The sequence below is a fragment of the Bradyrhizobium sp. T-12 genome (genome assembly GCF_058314695.1).
In genome coordinates this window covers 2,911,393-2,926,635 of record NZ_CM177756.1, presented here as the reverse complement: position 1 = coordinate 2,926,635, position 15,243 = coordinate 2,911,393, and the positions used below count along the sequence as shown (strand labels likewise).

Here is a 15,243-nt window from a genome sequence, read left to right as displayed (position 1 = left end):
GCGAAATGACGCCGCCAGCGGGAACTAAAATTCGCGCTCGACGGGAACCGCAACGATTTCACAATCGAACACGTTTTATTAAGAGGTCTCGCCCGTTACTAGCGCAAACACTTCGGCACAACCTGCGCAGTTCCGTTCCCACCGCGGACGGAGACGCCGACGAGTCGTGCCTGCAAAACGAAAAGGGGGCGCCCTCTCATGAACCTGCGAGCATCGATCATCGCGACATGCGTCGGCGCGGCATTCCTCGGGGTTGGCTACGTCTGGAACTACCAGCCCGACATCGTCAATCCCGATGAAATATGGAGCATGTTTCAATCCGAGCATCGCAAGGCCCGAGCGGCGGTCTCTCGCATGCTCATCGAGCCGCATTCAGCTCACTTCAGCGGTCTGCGAACGGTCGAGGCAGACACGGCGAGATACGTATGCGGCGCCGTGAACGCGAAGAACAAGGCGGGCCATGCGGTCGATGCCGCGTTCGTCTACACCGTGGCCAGCGACTTCGCCCGGGTCGACGACGAAGGCCGGATCACCTCCCAACACTTTCCATACAAATCGTGCCCAACCGCAACCGACGTCAGGACTGCCGAACAGCAAATGCCGATATCCCCCGGCGCGCTGGCAGCGGCCAAGGTCATCGGGAAGGTCATTCCCCAATCCAGCGGCGGGACGATGGAGCAACAGCTTGGCCAACTGGCCGCGCAGACAACAGCCGTCGCACCGGCTGCGGGAGGCTCGTCGGGTCCGGCGGGGACAAGACCCTCCGCAACGGGATTGACGAGGATGGGACTGACCGGGACGGGAATGGCTGGGACGGGACTGGCGCCGGCAGGACAGCCTTCAGCTTCGCCGAAGGCTGTCCCGGACACCGAACTCACCTGGCAGGCCGATCGGCCGCCGGTCGCATGGCCGGCGCTCCCCACAGGCCAATGCCCGGCGAAATCGATGCAACCGCGGACGGCCGCTGAAGCCCTGGCTCTTGCGAAGGAGATCGAGGCGCGCTGGGATCAGCCGAGAACATTGCAGCCTCCGACGAAACGTGTGTCGTCGGAGGAGATCGGAACAGCACGCTGTGCGCTGCTTGCGATCGATCCCGCGGACAAGGACTATCCACAGGCCTGGGCAGCCTTCGTGCGGCTGCGCAACATCGATCGCGCACTGGCCGGTTAAAGCCATACGCTTGCCCGCGCAAGTCGCGATGCCGCTATTGCTTCGCCATCAACTCGAGCGCCGGAGCAAAGCGCTCGGCGAACGTCAATGTCTTGGCGTGATGAACCGCGGCAAAGGATGCCGAGATTCCTGCCGAAGCAACCGCGAGCAAGGCAACTACGAAAACCAGACGGCGCATGTTCGCCTCCCGTGTGAGCTCGACTCCTCCAAAGCATGGGGCGGCTATGTTTCAGGACGGTTTCGTGGGTGAGGAAATTGATTTCGCTCAAGCGGCTGTGATGAGATTCGGCTTATCTGGGCGCGTGCCGCAACTACCTAATAATGGTCGACGTGTTTTTGCAGCAGAGCGCGAGCATTGTCGGGAATTCCACACCCGCGGCCACGATCCCAAGCACTGCAGCGACAAGCAGCATACGCTGGAATGGGAGTTATCGAGGACTATCCAAATGAAGATCGTGATCCAGAAGCTCAATGGCCTGTGGCACCTCATCGTCGGGTCGTGCCAGATCCGAACGCCCTTCCTGGACACCCAGGACCGCGCCCTGGTGATCACCTACGCCCGCCGCGCCTACCCAGGCGCCAGGATCTTCCAGCGCGACTGACGGGCGATTGCGCATGATGGTCCACTCACTAGAGGCGCGGGGTGAATCCAGTCGCCTGCAGCCCCACGACCTTGCCGTTCGGACTGACCGACCACTTCATCGAGATGCGTGTGGACCCGCAGATGAAATTGACTGGCCCGCGGTACTCGTACGTCATCTCCCGTGAACCAGCGGGGCATGACCCGTAGCGGCGCATCGATCCCGGCGATATCTGGGGCAACCTGCATAACGGGCGCGGCTGCGCGACGTCCGAAAAGCCGTCCTTCAGCAGGGATGCTCTCAACACCGCCTCTTCTGTCCCCTCTGGGAACTGCGCATTCAAGGCCGCGGTCATCGGACCATCTCGGTCATTCAAAGGCGAGGCGAGCGGCTCCGCCAGGATTCTTGGCGGTGCCCAATTGTATGTGAGCGACAGCTTCAGCGCGTATCCCGTGATGGCGAAGAACAGCAATAGAACGCTATGGTGCGTATCCGAAGAGACGCCCCTGCCGAGACGGCCGGCAGACGCTGGCCCAATCCACCACACGCCAATCCAAACGACGCAATGATCAGGAGGATCGCAACCGGCACCAGATATGAATAGCTGGCGAGCCAGCACACCAGAACGACGGCCGGCAGGCTCCAGCTCAGCGCCCGGCCATCCCGGCGGAGGATGGCAATGAGTGGCGGAATGGACGCCATTATCGCGAGGATGAAAATGCCCTGCTGAGGCATCACAACGTCCAATTCCCGATGCCTCTAATCATCGTCCTCCGGACCGCACCAGCCGGGCAGATAGATCGCATCCTTACTCTTGGCTGCGGACATCGCCTTCTCGAGGGCCTTGTCGAAATCGCCCTCCACCACCTTGCGCGAGACTTTTCGGCGCAGGAAGTCGGCCCACAGGAATTCTGAGAACGGCGTCGTGTCCTTGGCGAAGCCGCCCATGCGGCGCAATTCGCCGGCAAGGCTGCGGAACGGATCGTCCTTGAGATCGGCGATCGATTTCGGCAGGTCGCGGAAGCGCTGCCGCTCCCCCTTGGCGTCGTAAGGATAGACCCAGCGCTTGTTGTCCATCACGCCCCAGAACGCCTCGCGCTCGACCATGCGGAGGTCGCCGACGATGGTCACCAGCACCTCCTTGACGCCTTCGTCGTGCAGCGCGCGGCCGAGATGATGGTGGTCGATCACGTAGTAGCGCGCGTCGGGGCCGTAGACGACGGGGATCATGTGCTTGCCGAGCAGATCGGCCTGTTTCTTCTTGTCATGCTCGCGCCAGCGCTTGCGCTTCTCCTTGACCTCCCGCATGCCGACCGTCATCTGCGTCGGCCGGAGCGACAGGATCGGAACCGGATGCACTCTTGGCTCGCGCGCGTTGGTCGTGGTCATGGTCGAAGCCCCTCGCATGGATGCAACTGACATTCAGGTTCCCAACTATGCCATGGGCCCTGCAGCGGCAAAACGTGCTCGGAAGGACGACGGGATCACAAGCCGCTGTAGACGGACAAGAAGGCACGAAGTCCCTGACTGTCGCTGTGCCCGTTGTTGCAACGCAACCCTCGCGTCGCGCGGGGGACGTGACCGCGAACGCTCCGCGCCGATCCATTCACAAATAGCGCGGGCGCTCGATTACACGCGGGCATTGAGAAGATTTTCTGCAACGCGTTCATCCCGTGTGCTATCAAAAACCGCTGCTTCGGAGTGATCCCCGCCCCATGACGACCCAGCGGCCCATAAGCTCTGACGACGAGCACCGGGTGCTCCAGTTCAGGCCGCGCACCTCGCCTTCCCCGTCGGTCCGCCACGGTAGCGGTACCGTACAGCCGTTGCGCGTCGCGCCCGAACCGCTCGACCTGTCACGCTACGAGCAGCCCCGCGCCGAGCCGGACGATTTCCGTCATCGCATGCTCGCCAATATCGCGGCGCTGGCCTTCACCATCGCGCTGACCGCCATCGGAATCTGGCTCGCGGTCAGCATTGCGGACCTGCGCCGGACCCAGGATTGCGTGCTGATGGGCCGTCGCGACTGCGTCAAGATCACGACACCGCATATCTAGGCCCGATCCGCCGGCCGGCCCGGCCGAAGGGGCTCCGGCGGGCATCCCCAACCCCCGTCTCCTCGCCTGCCCGGCTCCATTGAACTCAGGGCGGCGCTCCGATATACGGGCTTTCGACCCGGCCAGAGGGGGGTTTGAGGGCGTCATCAGGGGCGCGATGCCCACCCACCGTGCCACTCTGGACAATCTGACAAATATCCGCAATATATCAAAGGCTTAGTGATGTCTTCCACATTCGATCAGGTCGCCACGATCATCGCTGAAACCTGCGACATCCCGCGCGACACGATCACGCCGGATAGCCATGCCATCGACGATCTCGGCATCGACAGCCTCGATTTCCTCGACATCGCGTTCGCGATCGACAAGCAGTTCGGCATCAAGCTGCCGCTGGAAAAGTGGACCCAGGAGGTCAACGACGGCAAGGCGACCACCGAGCAGTATTTCGTGCTGAAGAACCTGTGCGCCCGCATCGACGAACTGGTTGCGGCCAAGGGCGCGAGCGCGTAAGCGCGCGGCCATGCAACTCGAATACTTCCACATGATCGATCGCATCGTCGACCTCAAGGTCGACGAGAAGACGATCGTCGTCGAAGCCCAGGTCCCGAAGGAGAGCACCATCTTCGAGGGGCACTTCCCGGGTTACCCCTTGATGCCCGGCGTGCTCCTGATCGAATCGATGGCGCAGGCTTCGGGCTGGCTTCAGCTCGGCGTGTTCAAGTTCGAGCGCATGCCGATCCTTGCCGCCGTGAAGGAGGCCAAGGTCCGCGGCTCGGTCTTCCCCGGCGATCTCATGAGCATCGAGGCGAGCCTCACCTATGAAGGCTCCGGCTATGCCATGACCGAGGCCAAGATCAAGGTCGGCGGCAAGCTGCGCGCGAATTCGGCGCTGACCTTCACGCTGATCCCCTTCCCCAATGCGGATATGCGCGGATACATGGCGAAAGTCGCCGAGCGTGTCGGCTTTCCGCAACAGGCCGTATCGCCATGACTGACACTGCTTCGAAGCCCGGCCAGACGGAAGTCTGGATCACCGGCATTGGACTCGCAACCTCGCTCGGCGAGGGCCTCGACGCCAACTGGGCTGCGCTTTCCGAGAAGCGCATCAACGTCGACGAGAAGGGCTTTGCGCCCTACATCGTGCATCCCTTGATGCCCGTGACCTTCGACAGCCAGATCCCCAAGAAGGGCGACCAGCGCCAGATGGAAGCCTGGCAGCGCATCGGCACCTATGCCGCCGGCCTTGCGCTCGATTCCGCCGGGATCAAGGGCAACAAGGATATCCTGTCGAAGATCGACATGGTGGTGGCCGCGGGCGGCGGCGAGCGCGACCTCAATGTCGACACCGGCGTCCTGACGGCCGAGGCCAAGGGCGCGAACGCGCCCGGCTTCCTCAACGAACGGCTGATGAGCGATTTGCGCCCTACCTTGTTCCTGGCGCAGCTTTCCAACCTGCTCGCCGGCAACATCGCCATCGTGCACGGCCTCGGCGGCACCTCGCGCACCTTCATGGGCGAAGAGGTTGCGGGCGCCGATGCCGCCCGCATTGCGCTCGCGCGCATCGCCTCGGGCGAGAGCGACATTGCCCTCGTCGGCGGCTCGCACAACGGCGAGCGCAAGGACCTCATGGTCCTCTACGAATTCGGCGACTTCAACCTGAAGGACAAGTTTGCGCCGGTGTGGGCGCGCAAGGACCATCCCGGCTTCGCGCTCGGCTCGGCCGGCGCGTTCCTGGTGCTGGAATCGAAAGCGCATGCAGAGGCGCGCGGCGCCAAGCCGTTCGCAAGGCTGTCGAGCGTCGTTGCCGATCTCGCCCGGCGCAAGCAGCCCGGCGACATGGCCGCGACGCTGGAGCAGTTGTGGGCCAAGCTGCCCAGGCGCGAAGGCAAGGGCGCGATCATATCAGGCGCGACCGGCGCGGAGCCGGCGACGAGCGAAGAGCGCGGCTTCCTGAAGGCTCACGCCGACTTCCCGGTGCGTTCGACCGGTACCATGTTCGGCCACACCATGGAGACGCAATTCCCGCTCGGCATCGCGCTCGCTGCGCTGTCGATCTCGCGTGGTGCGCTGTTCCCGCCGAACGATTCCACGGGCACCGAGATTGAAATGCAGGGAGCGCCCACCCAGATTGTGGTGGTGGGAGCCGGACACTGGCGCGGCGAAGGCATGGCGCTGGTCGAGGCAGTTGGCTAGCTCACCCGGGGGATCGACATGACTGCACCACGCGACAAACTCGGGCGTCCCGTCGTCGTCGTCACCGGCATGGGCATCATGACCTCGCTCGGTGCCGGCAAGGCCGACAATTGGGCCAAGCTCGTCGCCGGCGAATCCGGCATCCGCACCATCACCCGCTTCCCGGTCGACGGCCTGAAGACCACGATGGCCGGCACTGTCGATTTCGTCAGCGTCGATCCGTTCTCCTCCACCGGCCTGTCCGAGCGGATGGCTGAATTGGTGACGGAGGAAGCGCTCGAGCAGGCCGGCATCGGCGCCAAGGCCGATTTCCCGGGTCCCCTGTTCCTGGCGGTCGCACCGGTCGAGGTGGAATGGCCGCAGCGCCGCGAGCTCGGCCGCGCGGTCGGTGCGCCCGACTTCACCTATGACGATCTCTTGCGCATCTCCGGCGGCGGCAAGTACAGCGCATATCATCACCGTTTCATGTTCGGCTCGGTCGCCGCCCACCTCGCCGAGACCTTCGGCACCAAGGGCTCGCCGATCTCGCTGTCGACGGCCTGCGCGTCCGGAGCCACCTCGATCCAGCTCGGCGTCGAGGCGATCCGCCGCGGCGAGACCGATGCGGCTCTGTGCGTCGCGACCGACGGCACCGTGAATCCGGAGGCGCTGGTGCGCTTCTCGCTGCTCTCGGCGCTGTCGACCCAGAACGATCCGCCGCAGGCGGCCTCCCGCCCCTTCTCCAAGAACCGCGACGGCTTCGTCATGGCCGAAGGCGCCGGCGCGCTCGTGCTGGAAAGCTATGAAGCGGCCACCGCGCGCGGCGCAAAGATCCTCGGCGTGATCGCCGGCTGCGGCGAGCTCACCGATTCCTTCCATCGCACCCGCTCCTCGCCCGACGGCAAGCCGATCATCGGCTGCATGAACAAGACGCTGGCCGATGCCGGCATGACGCCGGACCAGATCGACCACATCAACGCGCACGGCACCGCGACGCCCGAGAACGACAAGATGGAGTTCAACACGACGTCGGCCGTATTCGGCGAGCTCGCGCAGAAGATTCCGGTCACCTCCAACAAGTCGATGGTCGGCCACACCATCTCGGCGGCCGGCGCGGTCGAGGCGATCTTCTCGCTGCTCACGCTCGAGCATCAGCGCATCCCGCCGACGATCAATTACGAGACCCCGGATCCCACGATCCTGTTCAACGTGGTCGGCAACAAGGCCCGCGACGCCCGCGTCACCGCCGTGATGTCGAACTCGTTCGGCTTCGGCGGCCAGAACGCCTCGCTGATCCTGACCCGCGAACCGGCCTGACCGGACGCAGCATGGCGCTGATTCCTATCAGCACGAAGATTCGCGCGCGGAATGCAGCCAAATCGCTCAGCGGCAGCCTGATCGGAGCTGCCACGGTCGGCATGCTGCGCACCACGCGCTATTTCGATCCGGTCAAGACTTCGGACTTTTTCGCACGCGTCGTGAAAACGATCGGCCCGCGCCTGCGCGAGCACCGCATCGGCCGTGCCAACCTCACTGCCGCCTTTCCCGAGAAATCGCCGGAGGAGATCGAACAGATCCTGATGGGCGTGTGGGACAATCTCGGCCGCGTCGGCGCCGAATTCGCTCACATGGACCACGTCTGGGATTACGACCGCGCCCATCCGGAAAACAGCCGGATCGAGCTGCCCCAGCCCAGCATCGAACGGTTCGACCGCATCCGCGACGACGGCAAGCCGGCGCTGATCTTCGCCGCGCACCTCGCCAATTGGGAACTGCCGGCGCTCGCCGCGGTCGCGCATGGGCTGGATACTGCAATCCTCTACCGCCGCCCCAACATCGCGTCCGCCGACCGCATCATCCAGGAGATGCGCCAGGTCAACATGGGCACCCTGATCCCCGCGGGCCGCGACGCGCCATTGCGGCTCGCGCAGGCGCTGAGGGACGGCAAGCACGTCGCGATGCTGATCGACCAGTATCTGACCGGCGGCGTCGAGGTCACCTTCTTCGGCCGCAAGACCCGAGCCAATCCGATGCTGGCGCGCCTGCTGCGCCAGGTCGAATGCCCGATCCACGGCGTGCGCATCATCCGCAAGCCCGGCGGCCGCTTCGCCGCGGAGCTGACCGAAGAGGTGCAGCCCGTGCGCGATGCCGAAGGCAAGATCGACATCCAGGGCACGACGCAGGCCGTCACCAACGTGGTCGAGGGCTGGGTGCGCGAGCATCCCGAGCAGTGGTTGTGGCTGCACAGAAGGTGGCGGTAGCTGCCGTCACGGCAGGAGCCCGTGGCAGCCCTCTACCGCCCCGTCTTCACCTTGGTCCAGAGCCGGTTGATGATGCGCTGGGTTGCCGGCTCGCGCGCGGTGATGACGAACAGTTTTGAAAGCGTCGCCTCGTCCGGATAGATATTCTTGTCGTTCAGGATCTTCGGATCGACCAGCTTCTGGCTGGCGAGGTTGCCGTTGGCATATGACAAAAAGTCCGAGTTCTTGGCGGCAACATCCGGGCGGTAGAGATAGTTGATCAGCTCATAGGCTTCGCTGACGTTCTTGGCGTCCGCGGGGATCGCGAGATTGTCGAAGAACATCTGCGCCCCCTCCTTCGGAATGGCATAGCCGATCTCGATCCCGCTGCTGTCGTGTTTCTTGGCCTCGGCCGCACGCGCGCGGGCCTGCATGATGTCGCCGGACCAGCCGACCACGAAGCAGATCTCGCCGGTGGCAAGCGCGCTTAGGTATTCGGACGAGTGAAACTTGCGCACCGACGGGCGGACCTTGGCGACGACATCGGCAGCCTTCTCGAGGTCCGCCTGTTTGGTCGAGTTCGGATCGAGCCCGAGATAGTTCAGCGCCGCCGGGAAGATGTCATCGGCGGAGTCGAGCATGTGGACGCCGCAATCCTTGAACTTGGCGAGGTTCTCCGGCTTGAAGACGATGTCCCAGCTGTCGATCTTGGCATCGGCCCCAAGGATCTGCTTCACCTTGGCGACGTTGTAGCCGATGCCCGTGGTGCCCCACATGTAGTTGGCGGCGTAGATGTTGCCGGGGTCGTAGGTCGCAAGGTTCTTGGTCACCATGGGCCAGGCGTTGGCAAGGTTCGGCAGCTTGGCCTTGTCGAGCTTCTGGAAGATGTTGGCCTTGATCTGGCGCTGCAGGAAATAGGCGGTGGGCACCACGACGTCGTAGCCGGACTTGCCGGCCATCAGGCGCGTCTCCAGCGTCTCATTGGCATCGAAGGTGTCGTAGACCACCTTGATGCCGGTCTCCTTGGTGAAGGCCTCCAGGACATCCGGGGCCATGTAGTTGGACCAGTTGTAGAAGTTGACGACCCGCTCCTCGGCGCGAACGGGCGCAGAGAGCAACGTCAGCGCGGCGGCGAACGCGAGACCAAGGCGACCCCCCGGGCGGCTGGCATTCGTCATCGCTATCTTACCTCTTTCGTCCGCGCACCGCGTCCGACAGCCGCTCCAGCGCGGTGTCCAGCGTCTGGTCCTTCTTGGCGAAGCAGAAGCGCACCACTGAAGTCACCGGGTCCTGCTCGTAGAACGCCGAGACCGGGATCGCCGCAACCTTGTAGTCTTTCACGATCCGCCAGCAGAACTCGGTGTCGCTCTCGTTGAGCCCGAGCGGCGACAGGTCGACGGTGAGGAAGTAGGTGCCTTGCGACTTCAGCACGGGGAAGCCGAGGCTCTCCAGCCCCTTGGTCAGGCGGTCCCTGCTCCGCGTCAGATCCTTGCGCATGGTCAGGAAGTAGTCGTCGGACTTGCCGAGGCCATAGGCGACGGCGGCCTGCAGGTTCGGCGCGGTGGTGAAGGTCAGGAACTGGTGCACCTTGGCGGCGACGCGCAGCAGCGGCGGCGCGGCACAGACGAAGCCGATCTTCCACCCCGTCAGCGAGAAGATCTTGCCCGCCGAGCCGACCTTGATGGTGCGCTCGCGCATGCCCGGGAGGGTGATCAGCGGGATGTGCTTGTGCTCGTCGAAGGTGACGTGCTCCCAGACCTCGTCGCAGATCGCGATGACGTCGAACTCCTGGCAATAGCGCGCCAGCAGCTCGAGGTCTTCGCGCGGATAGACCACCGCGGACGGATTCAAGGGATTGTTGAACAGCACCGCCTTGGTCTTTGAATTGAAGACGCTTTTCAGCATGTCCTCATTCAGCCGCCAATGCGGCGGCTCGAGCCGGACCAGACGCGGGATGCCGCCGGCCTGGCGGATGATCGGCAAATAGGAATCATAGACCGGCTGGAAGCAGACCACCTCGTCGCCGGGCTGGACCACCGCGAGGATGGCCGAGGTCAGCGCCTCGGTGCCGCCCGATGTCACCATCACCTCGCTCATCGGATCGAGGTTGAGGCCGTGCCAATGGCCGTAATGGGTCGCGATCGCCTGGCGCAGTTCCGGCAGGCCCATCATCGAGGGGTACTGGTTGTAGCCGTTCAGCGAGGCGTCGGCCGCGGCGCGGCGGATGTCCTCGGGGCCGGGATCGTCAGGAAAACCCTGGCCGAGATTAATCGCATTGTTGTCGCGCGCGGCCTGCGACATCGCCTCGAAGATGGTGACGGGAAGGTCGGCAAAGACCTTGTTCAGCGAGGAGCTCTTTGACATCGAATTGGACATTGGGCCCGATCAGCCGCCGACCTTGCTGGGGAGACCCGCCGCCTTCCAGCCGAGCATGCCGCCGGCCAAATGCTTGTCGTAAGGCAGGCCCGCCTCCTGGGCGGCAAGGGAAGCTGTCACCGAGCGCTTGCCCGAGCGGCAGGCGAACACGACCTCTTTGCCTTGGGGATCGGGGATCGCCTTGGGATCGAAGGTCGAGAGCGGCACGACGACGCCGTAAGGATAGGCCTCGGCTTGGACCTCGTTCGGCTCGCGCACGTCGACCAGCAGATAGCGCCCTTCCGCGACACCTTTGGAGACCTCGTCCGGGGTCAGATCCTGTACCTGGTTTGCCACATCATCCTCCAACGTCGCGGGGCCGCATGCCGGGGCGTCCCCGGCCGGCGGCAACCTCGCCTCTCGGGAGACGAAAATCAAGCGCTACAAAGGCTTGAGCCGCGCGGCGCAAGTTAAAGCTAAATCGCAGCGACTTGAAGTGCGGCTTTCGGAATGTCTGAGTATCCCAGCTCTCTCACTCCGCGCTCGGTGTCATTCCCCGCGAAGGCGGGGAATCCAGTACGCCGCGGCTTCGCGGCTCAACCACACCCGTCTCGGCGTACTGGATCGCCCGGTCAAGCCGGGCGATGACAGCGGAGCTAAATTAGATCGCCACCTGGGTACCGACCTCGACCACGCGACCGCTCGGGATCTGGAAATAGTCCGTGGCGTCGTTGGCGGAGCGGCTGAGCGAGATGAACAGCCGGTCCTGCCAGCGCGGCATGCCCGAATGCGCGGCAGGCTTCAGCGCCCGCCGCGACAGGAAGAACGAAGTCGACATGATGTCGAACTGCCAGCCGAGCTTGCGCGCGATCGCGAGGGCCTTCGGCACGTTGGGCGATTCCATGAAGCCGAACTTGAGCGTCACCTTGGAGAAGGTCGGCGAGATCTGCTCCAGCCTGACGCGCTCGGCGGGATCGATCCGCGGGGTCTGCGCCGTCTCGATGGTGAGGATGACGTTCTTCTCGTGCAGGACCTTGTAGTGTTTCAGACTATGCATCAGCGCGGTCGGCGCGCTGAGCGGGTCCGAGGTCAGGAACACGGCGGTGCCCGGCACGCGCTGCGGGGGCCGCTTCTCCAGCATCGCCACAAGGTCGGCGAGCGGGAACTCGAGCTTGCGCGACTTCTCGAACAGCAGCCGGCTGCCGCGCCGCCACGTGTACATCAGGATGATCATGAGCGCGCCGAGCGCCAGCGGCACCCAGCCGCCCTCGAACACCTTGAGCAGGTTCGCCGTGAGGAAGGTCAGGTCGAGGCACAGGAACGGGGCGATCAGTGCCGCGGCCGCAAGCGGCTTCCATTGCCAGCCCTTCCAGATCACGACAAAACCCATCATCGCCGTGACCACCATGGTCCCGGTGACGGAGATGCCGTAGGCTGAGGCCAGCGCGCTGGATGAGCGAAACAACAGCACCAGCAGCACCACCGCGACCAGCAGCAGCTGGTTGATGCGGGGGATGAAGATCTGGCCGGAATGGGCTTCGGACGTATGGCGAATTTCGAAGCGCGGCAGCAGGCCGAGCTGGATCGCCTGGCGCGTTAGAGAATAGGCGCCGGTGATCACGGCCTGGCTGGCAATGACGGTCGCCATGGTGGCGAGCACGACCATGCAGCCGCGGAAGAAGCCTTGCGGGAAGAGCTGGAAGAACGGGCTCACGATCGCGCCGGGATCGCTGAGCACCAGCGCGCCCTGCCCCAGATAGTTCAGCGCCAGCGAGGGCAGCACGATCGACAGCCAGGCGATCTGGATCGGCCGTTTGCCGAAATGGCCGAGATCGGCATAGAGCGCCTCCGCACCCGTGACCGCCAGGAACACGGCGCCCAGCGTCACGAAGCCGATGATGCCGTGGTGGAGCATGAAGGACACGGCGTAGAGCGGGTTCAGGGCCAGCAGCACCTGGGGCTGCTGGATGATCGGATGGATGGCCGCCGCCGCGATGACTGCGAACCAGACGCACATGATCGGACCGAAGAAGGCGGCGACGCGGGCGGTGCCGCGCGACTGCACGGCAAACAGGCAGACCAGGATCACCACCGTCAGCGGCACGATATAGGGCTCGAACCGCAGCGTGACGTCCTTCATGCCCTCGATCGCCGATAGCACCGAGAGCGCCGGCGTGATCACGGCATCGCCGTAGAACAGCGCGCCGGAGATGATGCCGAGCAGGACGATGGTGGCGCCCCCAGTGCCGACCGCACGCTGGGCCAGCGCCATCAGCGCCAGCGTGCCGCCCTCGCCATTGTTGTCGGCCCGGAGCAGGATCACGACGTATTTGAGCGTCACCACGACGATCAGCGCCCACAGGATCAGCGAGAGCACGCCGAGCACCGCGGCCGGCGTCGGCAGCCCCTCGGCGCCCGAGGCAGCCATCACCGCCTCGCGGAAGGCGTAGAGCGGGCTGGTGCCGATATCGCCATAGACGACCCCGATGCTGCCGAGGGTCAGCGCACCGAAACCAGCGGTCGTGTGGGCATCGCCATGCCCATTGGCCGCCGCCGTTTCCGGGGCGGAAATCGCTACGTCACTTGTCATGGGAGAGCCCAATGGCCTCTAAAATGCTTCACTGCACAATGGCGGAAGAGCGCGCGGCTTATAGTCCTGCGCTGCCGGCATAGCCTAGCCCGATTCCGGGCCTTAGCCATGCAAATTTGCATAGATGCAGCAGTTGCGTTCTAGATGGTGACTTGGGTTCCGACTTCAACCACGCGCCCGGTGGGAATCTGGAAATAGTCCGTGGCATCGTTCGCCGACCGGCTGAGGGCAATGAACAAATGATCCTGCCACAGCGGCATGCCCGACTGCGCCGAGGCCTTCAGCGACCGTCGTGACACGAAGAATGACGTGGACATGATGTCGAACTGCCAGCCCTGCTTGCGCGCGATCGCGAGCGCCTTGGGCACGTTCGGCTGCTCCATGAAGCCGAAGCGCAGGCGGACCTTGGAGAACTTGTCGCTGACCTTCTCCATGCGGAAGCGCTCCGCCAAATCGACCCGCGGCGTGTGGGCGGTCTCGATGGTCAGGATCACGTTGTGCTCGTGCAGCACCTTGTTGTGCTTGAGATTGTGCAGCAGCGCGGTGGGGACGAACGAGGGATCGCTGGTCAGGAACACCGCGGTCCCCTTGACGATGTGCGGCGGCCGCTTCTCGAGGCTCCGGATCAGGTCGTCGAGCGGCACCTCGATCCGGCGCGTCTTCTGGATCAGAATCCCGGATCCCTTCCGCCAGGTCCAGATCGTTCCCGCCATGGCGACGCCGAACAGCAGCGGCACCCAGGCGCCCTCCAGCAGCTTCAGGAGATTGGCGCTAAAAAAGCTGATGTCGACCACGACGAAGGGCACGATCACGGCCGCCGCGGTGGCGGCGCGCCAGTTCCACAGTTTCCAGATCACGACGAAGCCCATGATGCCGTCGGCAACCATGGTGGTGGAGACCGCGATGCCGTAGGCCGAGGCCAGGTTGCTCGGGGTGTGAAACAGCAGCACCAGCAGCATCACGCCGATCAGGAGCAGCCGGTTCACGCGCGGCAGATAGATCTGGCCGGCATGGGTCTCGGAGGTATAGCGGACCTCGAAGCGCGGCAGGAGACCAAGCTGCACCGCCTGATAGACCAGCGAATAGGCCCCGGTGATCACGGCCTGGCTCGCGATGACGGTCGCCGCGGTCGCAAGCCCGACGAGCGGCAGCACCAGACTCTCGGGCACCATGCGATAGAACGAGTGCTCGATCGCGCTGGGGTCGGACAGCACCAGCGCACCTTGCCCGAAATAGTTGATCAAGAGCGCGGGCAACACGAAGAACATCCAGGCGAGCTGGATCGGCTTGCGGCCGAAATGGCCGAGATCGGCGTAAAGCGCCTCACCTCCGGTGACCGCCAGGAACACGGCACCGAGCGTCACGAGCCCGATCGTGCCGTGCGACAGCACGAACTGCACCGCGTAATAGGGATTGATCGCCGCCAGCACGGAGGGATCATCGACGATGTGGACAGCCCCCATCACGGCGATGACGGTGAACCAGATCACCATCACCGGTCCGAAGGCCGAGGCGACTAGCGCGGTCCCCTTGCTCTGGACCGCGAACAGCAACGCCAGAATGAGGACCGTGAGCGGCACGACATAGTGCTCGAACGCAGGAGTTGCGAGCTTGAGGCCTTCCACTGCCGATAGCACCGAGATCGCCGGCGTGATCATGGAATCGCCGATGAACATCGAAGCGCCGACCACGCCGAGGGCGAGCAGAACCCAGCTTCGCCGCCCGAGCGCCCGCTGGCCGAGCGCCATCAGCGAGAGCGTGCCGCCCTCCCCGTTATTGTCTGCGCGGAGCAGCAGCAGGACGTATTTGGCCGTGACGACGATCAAAAGCGCCCACAGGATCAGCGAGAGCACGCCGAGCACGATGACCCGCGAGACCGGCTCGCCATGGGCCGCGCCCTTGACCGCCTCGTGGAATGCGTAGAGCGGCGAGGTGCCGATATCGCCGAAGACGACGCCGATGCTCCCGAGCGTAAGGGCCCAAAAACCTGATGTGACCGGCCCTTCCTGGGTCTCGGCCTGTGTGATGCTCGCCGTCATGAAGGTGGAAAACGCTTCTTCCCTGGAATTGATCCGGCG

At 64.3% G+C, this 15,243-nt stretch carries 17 protein-coding genes; 8 read left to right on the top strand and 9 right to left on the bottom strand.

Annotated features, from left to right (window positions below):
* Positions 1–198: 198 nt before the first annotated feature.
* A complete protein-coding gene (locus AC0WRY_RS13685) occupies positions 199–1,170 on the top strand; it encodes a hypothetical protein (RefSeq protein WP_491123234.1) in 972 nt (323 codons plus the stop codon).
* Between the two features lie 34 nt (positions 1,171–1,204).
* Here the strand turns inward: AC0WRY_RS13685 and AC0WRY_RS13680 are convergent, their stop codons facing one another.
* The gene (locus AC0WRY_RS13680) at positions 1,205–1,348 is read right to left on the bottom strand and encodes a hypothetical protein (protein WP_194407481.1); all 144 of its coding nucleotides are present in this window, start codon (positions 1,346–1,348) and stop codon (positions 1,205–1,207) included.
* Between the two features lie 64 nt (positions 1,349–1,412).
* Here AC0WRY_RS13680 and AC0WRY_RS13675 point away from each other — a divergent pair, with 64 nt between their 5' ends.
* A complete protein-coding gene (locus AC0WRY_RS13675) occupies positions 1,413–1,772 on the top strand; it encodes a hypothetical protein (RefSeq protein WP_491123233.1) in 360 nt (119 codons plus the stop codon).
* Between the two features lie 28 nt (positions 1,773–1,800).
* On the opposite strand, the gene AC0WRY_RS13670 is transcribed toward AC0WRY_RS13675, so the two are convergent.
* The 3 genes from AC0WRY_RS13670 to AC0WRY_RS13660 all read right to left on the bottom strand — a co-directional run bounded on the left by AC0WRY_RS13670 (position 1,801) and on the right by AC0WRY_RS13660 (position 3,140).
* Entirely contained in the window at positions 1,801–2,106 is a 306-nt protein-coding gene (locus tag AC0WRY_RS13670) for a hypothetical protein (RefSeq protein ID WP_491123232.1), read from the bottom strand.
* 83 nt (positions 2,107–2,189) lie between these two features.
* Positions 2,190–2,486, bottom strand: coding sequence for a hypothetical protein (locus AC0WRY_RS13665; RefSeq protein WP_491123231.1), 297 nt, complete (start codon positions 2,484–2,486; stop codon positions 2,190–2,192).
* A 24-nt stretch (positions 2,487–2,510) separates the two neighbouring features.
* Positions 2,511–3,140: a ParB-like protein gene (locus AC0WRY_RS13660; protein WP_211418170.1), complete on the bottom strand. Its 630-nt coding sequence runs from the start codon at positions 3,138–3,140 to the stop codon at positions 2,511–2,513.
* 326 nt (positions 3,141–3,466) lie between these two features.
* Here AC0WRY_RS13660 and AC0WRY_RS13655 point away from each other — a divergent pair, with 326 nt between their 5' ends.
* The 6 genes from AC0WRY_RS13655 (at position 3,467) to AC0WRY_RS13630 (ending at position 8,241) form a co-directional block, all read left to right on the top strand.
* Entirely contained in the window at positions 3,467–3,808 is a 342-nt protein-coding gene (locus AC0WRY_RS13655; protein WP_194407477.1) for a hypothetical protein, read from the top strand.
* Positions 3,809–4,030: 222 nt separating this feature from the next.
* A complete protein-coding gene (locus AC0WRY_RS13650; RefSeq protein WP_007592476.1) occupies positions 4,031–4,318 on the top strand; it encodes an acyl carrier protein in 288 nt (95 codons plus the stop codon).
* Between the two features lie 10 nt (positions 4,319–4,328).
* Positions 4,329–4,799, top strand: a complete 471-nt coding sequence (locus AC0WRY_RS13645; protein ID WP_194407476.1) for a 3-hydroxyacyl-ACP dehydratase FabZ family protein — start codon at positions 4,329–4,331, stop codon at positions 4,797–4,799.
* Positions 4,796–6,001, top strand: a complete 1,206-nt coding sequence (locus AC0WRY_RS13640; protein ID WP_194407475.1) for a beta-ketoacyl-ACP synthase — start codon at positions 4,796–4,798, stop codon at positions 5,999–6,001. Before AC0WRY_RS13645 ends, AC0WRY_RS13640 begins: the two co-directional genes overlap by 4 nt.
* Positions 6,002–6,019: 18 nt before the next feature.
* Positions 6,020–7,297, top strand: a complete 1,278-nt coding sequence (locus tag AC0WRY_RS13635) for a beta-ketoacyl-ACP synthase (RefSeq protein ID WP_194407474.1) — start codon at positions 6,020–6,022, stop codon at positions 7,295–7,297.
* An 11-nt stretch (positions 7,298–7,308) separates the two neighbouring features.
* Positions 7,309–8,241 (top strand): lipid A biosynthesis lauroyl acyltransferase, encoded by a 933-nt coding sequence (locus AC0WRY_RS13630; protein WP_194407473.1) that lies wholly within the window; start codon positions 7,309–7,311, stop codon positions 8,239–8,241.
* A 32-nt stretch (positions 8,242–8,273) separates the two neighbouring features.
* Here the strand turns inward: AC0WRY_RS13630 and AC0WRY_RS13625 are convergent, their stop codons facing one another.
* From AC0WRY_RS13625 to AC0WRY_RS13605, 5 genes are all read right to left on the bottom strand, one after another.
* A complete protein-coding gene (locus tag AC0WRY_RS13625; protein ID WP_194407472.1) occupies positions 8,274–9,398 on the bottom strand; it encodes a polyamine ABC transporter substrate-binding protein in 1,125 nt (374 codons plus the stop codon).
* A gap of 7 nt (positions 9,399–9,405) precedes the next feature.
* The gene (locus tag AC0WRY_RS13620) at positions 9,406–10,584 is read right to left on the bottom strand and encodes an aminotransferase (protein WP_194408254.1); all 1,179 of its coding nucleotides are present in this window, start codon (positions 10,582–10,584) and stop codon (positions 9,406–9,408) included.
* Positions 10,585–10,605: 21 nt separating this feature from the next.
* Positions 10,606–10,932 carry a rhodanese-like domain-containing protein gene (locus AC0WRY_RS13615; RefSeq protein WP_194407471.1) on the bottom strand — a complete coding sequence of 109 codons (327 nt, stop codon included), beginning with the start codon at positions 10,930–10,932 and terminating at the stop codon, positions 10,606–10,608.
* A gap of 304 nt (positions 10,933–11,236) precedes the next feature.
* Positions 11,237–13,165, bottom strand: coding sequence for a potassium transporter Kup (locus tag AC0WRY_RS13610; RefSeq protein ID WP_194407470.1), 1,929 nt, complete (start codon positions 13,163–13,165; stop codon positions 11,237–11,239).
* A 140-nt stretch (positions 13,166–13,305) separates the two neighbouring features.
* Positions 13,306–15,204, bottom strand: coding sequence for a potassium transporter Kup (locus AC0WRY_RS13605; RefSeq protein ID WP_194407469.1), 1,899 nt, complete (start codon positions 15,202–15,204; stop codon positions 13,306–13,308).
* Positions 15,205–15,243: the final 39 nt, after the last annotated feature.

What these genes read in the sequence shown, in the direction of transcription:
- AC0WRY_RS13650 (WP_007592476.1), top strand. Translation starts at nt 4,031, where the DNA reads ATGTCTTCCACATTCGATCAGGTCGCCACGATCATCGCTGAAACCTGC.
- AC0WRY_RS13670 (WP_491123232.1), bottom strand. Translation starts at nt 2,106, where the DNA reads ATGACCGCGGCCTTGAATGCGCAGTTCCCAGAGGGGACAGAAGAGGCG.
- AC0WRY_RS13640 (WP_194407475.1), top strand. Translation starts at nt 4,796, where the DNA reads ATGACTGACACTGCTTCGAAGCCCGGCCAGACGGAAGTCTGGATCACC.
- AC0WRY_RS13610 (WP_194407470.1), bottom strand. Translation starts at nt 13,165, where the DNA reads ATGACAAGTGACGTAGCGATTTCCGCCCCGGAAACGGCGGCGGCCAAT.
- AC0WRY_RS13685 (WP_491123234.1), top strand. Translation starts at nt 199, where the DNA reads ATGAACCTGCGAGCATCGATCATCGCGACATGCGTCGGCGCGGCATTC.
- AC0WRY_RS13660 (WP_211418170.1), bottom strand. Translation starts at nt 3,140, where the DNA reads ATGACCACGACCAACGCGCGCGAGCCAAGAGTGCATCCGGTTCCGATC.
- AC0WRY_RS13605 (WP_194407469.1), bottom strand. Translation starts at nt 15,204, where the DNA reads ATGACGGCGAGCATCACACAGGCCGAGACCCAGGAAGGGCCGGTCACA.
- AC0WRY_RS13645 (WP_194407476.1), top strand. Translation starts at nt 4,329, where the DNA reads ATGCAACTCGAATACTTCCACATGATCGATCGCATCGTCGACCTCAAG.
- AC0WRY_RS13625 (WP_194407472.1), bottom strand. Translation starts at nt 9,398, where the DNA reads ATGACGAATGCCAGCCGCCCGGGGGGTCGCCTTGGTCTCGCGTTCGCC.
- AC0WRY_RS13680 (WP_194407481.1), bottom strand. Translation starts at nt 1,348, where the DNA reads ATGCGCCGTCTGGTTTTCGTAGTTGCCTTGCTCGCGGTTGCTTCGGCA.
- AC0WRY_RS13635 (WP_194407474.1), top strand. Translation starts at nt 6,020, where the DNA reads ATGACTGCACCACGCGACAAACTCGGGCGTCCCGTCGTCGTCGTCACC.
- AC0WRY_RS13655 (WP_194407477.1), top strand. Translation starts at nt 3,467, where the DNA reads ATGACGACCCAGCGGCCCATAAGCTCTGACGACGAGCACCGGGTGCTC.
- AC0WRY_RS13620 (WP_194408254.1), bottom strand. Translation starts at nt 10,584, where the DNA reads ATGTCAAAGAGCTCCTCGCTGAACAAGGTCTTTGCCGACCTTCCCGTC.
- AC0WRY_RS13630 (WP_194407473.1), top strand. Translation starts at nt 7,309, where the DNA reads ATGGCGCTGATTCCTATCAGCACGAAGATTCGCGCGCGGAATGCAGCC.
- AC0WRY_RS13665 (WP_491123231.1), bottom strand. Translation starts at nt 2,486, where the DNA reads ATGCCTCAGCAGGGCATTTTCATCCTCGCGATAATGGCGTCCATTCCG.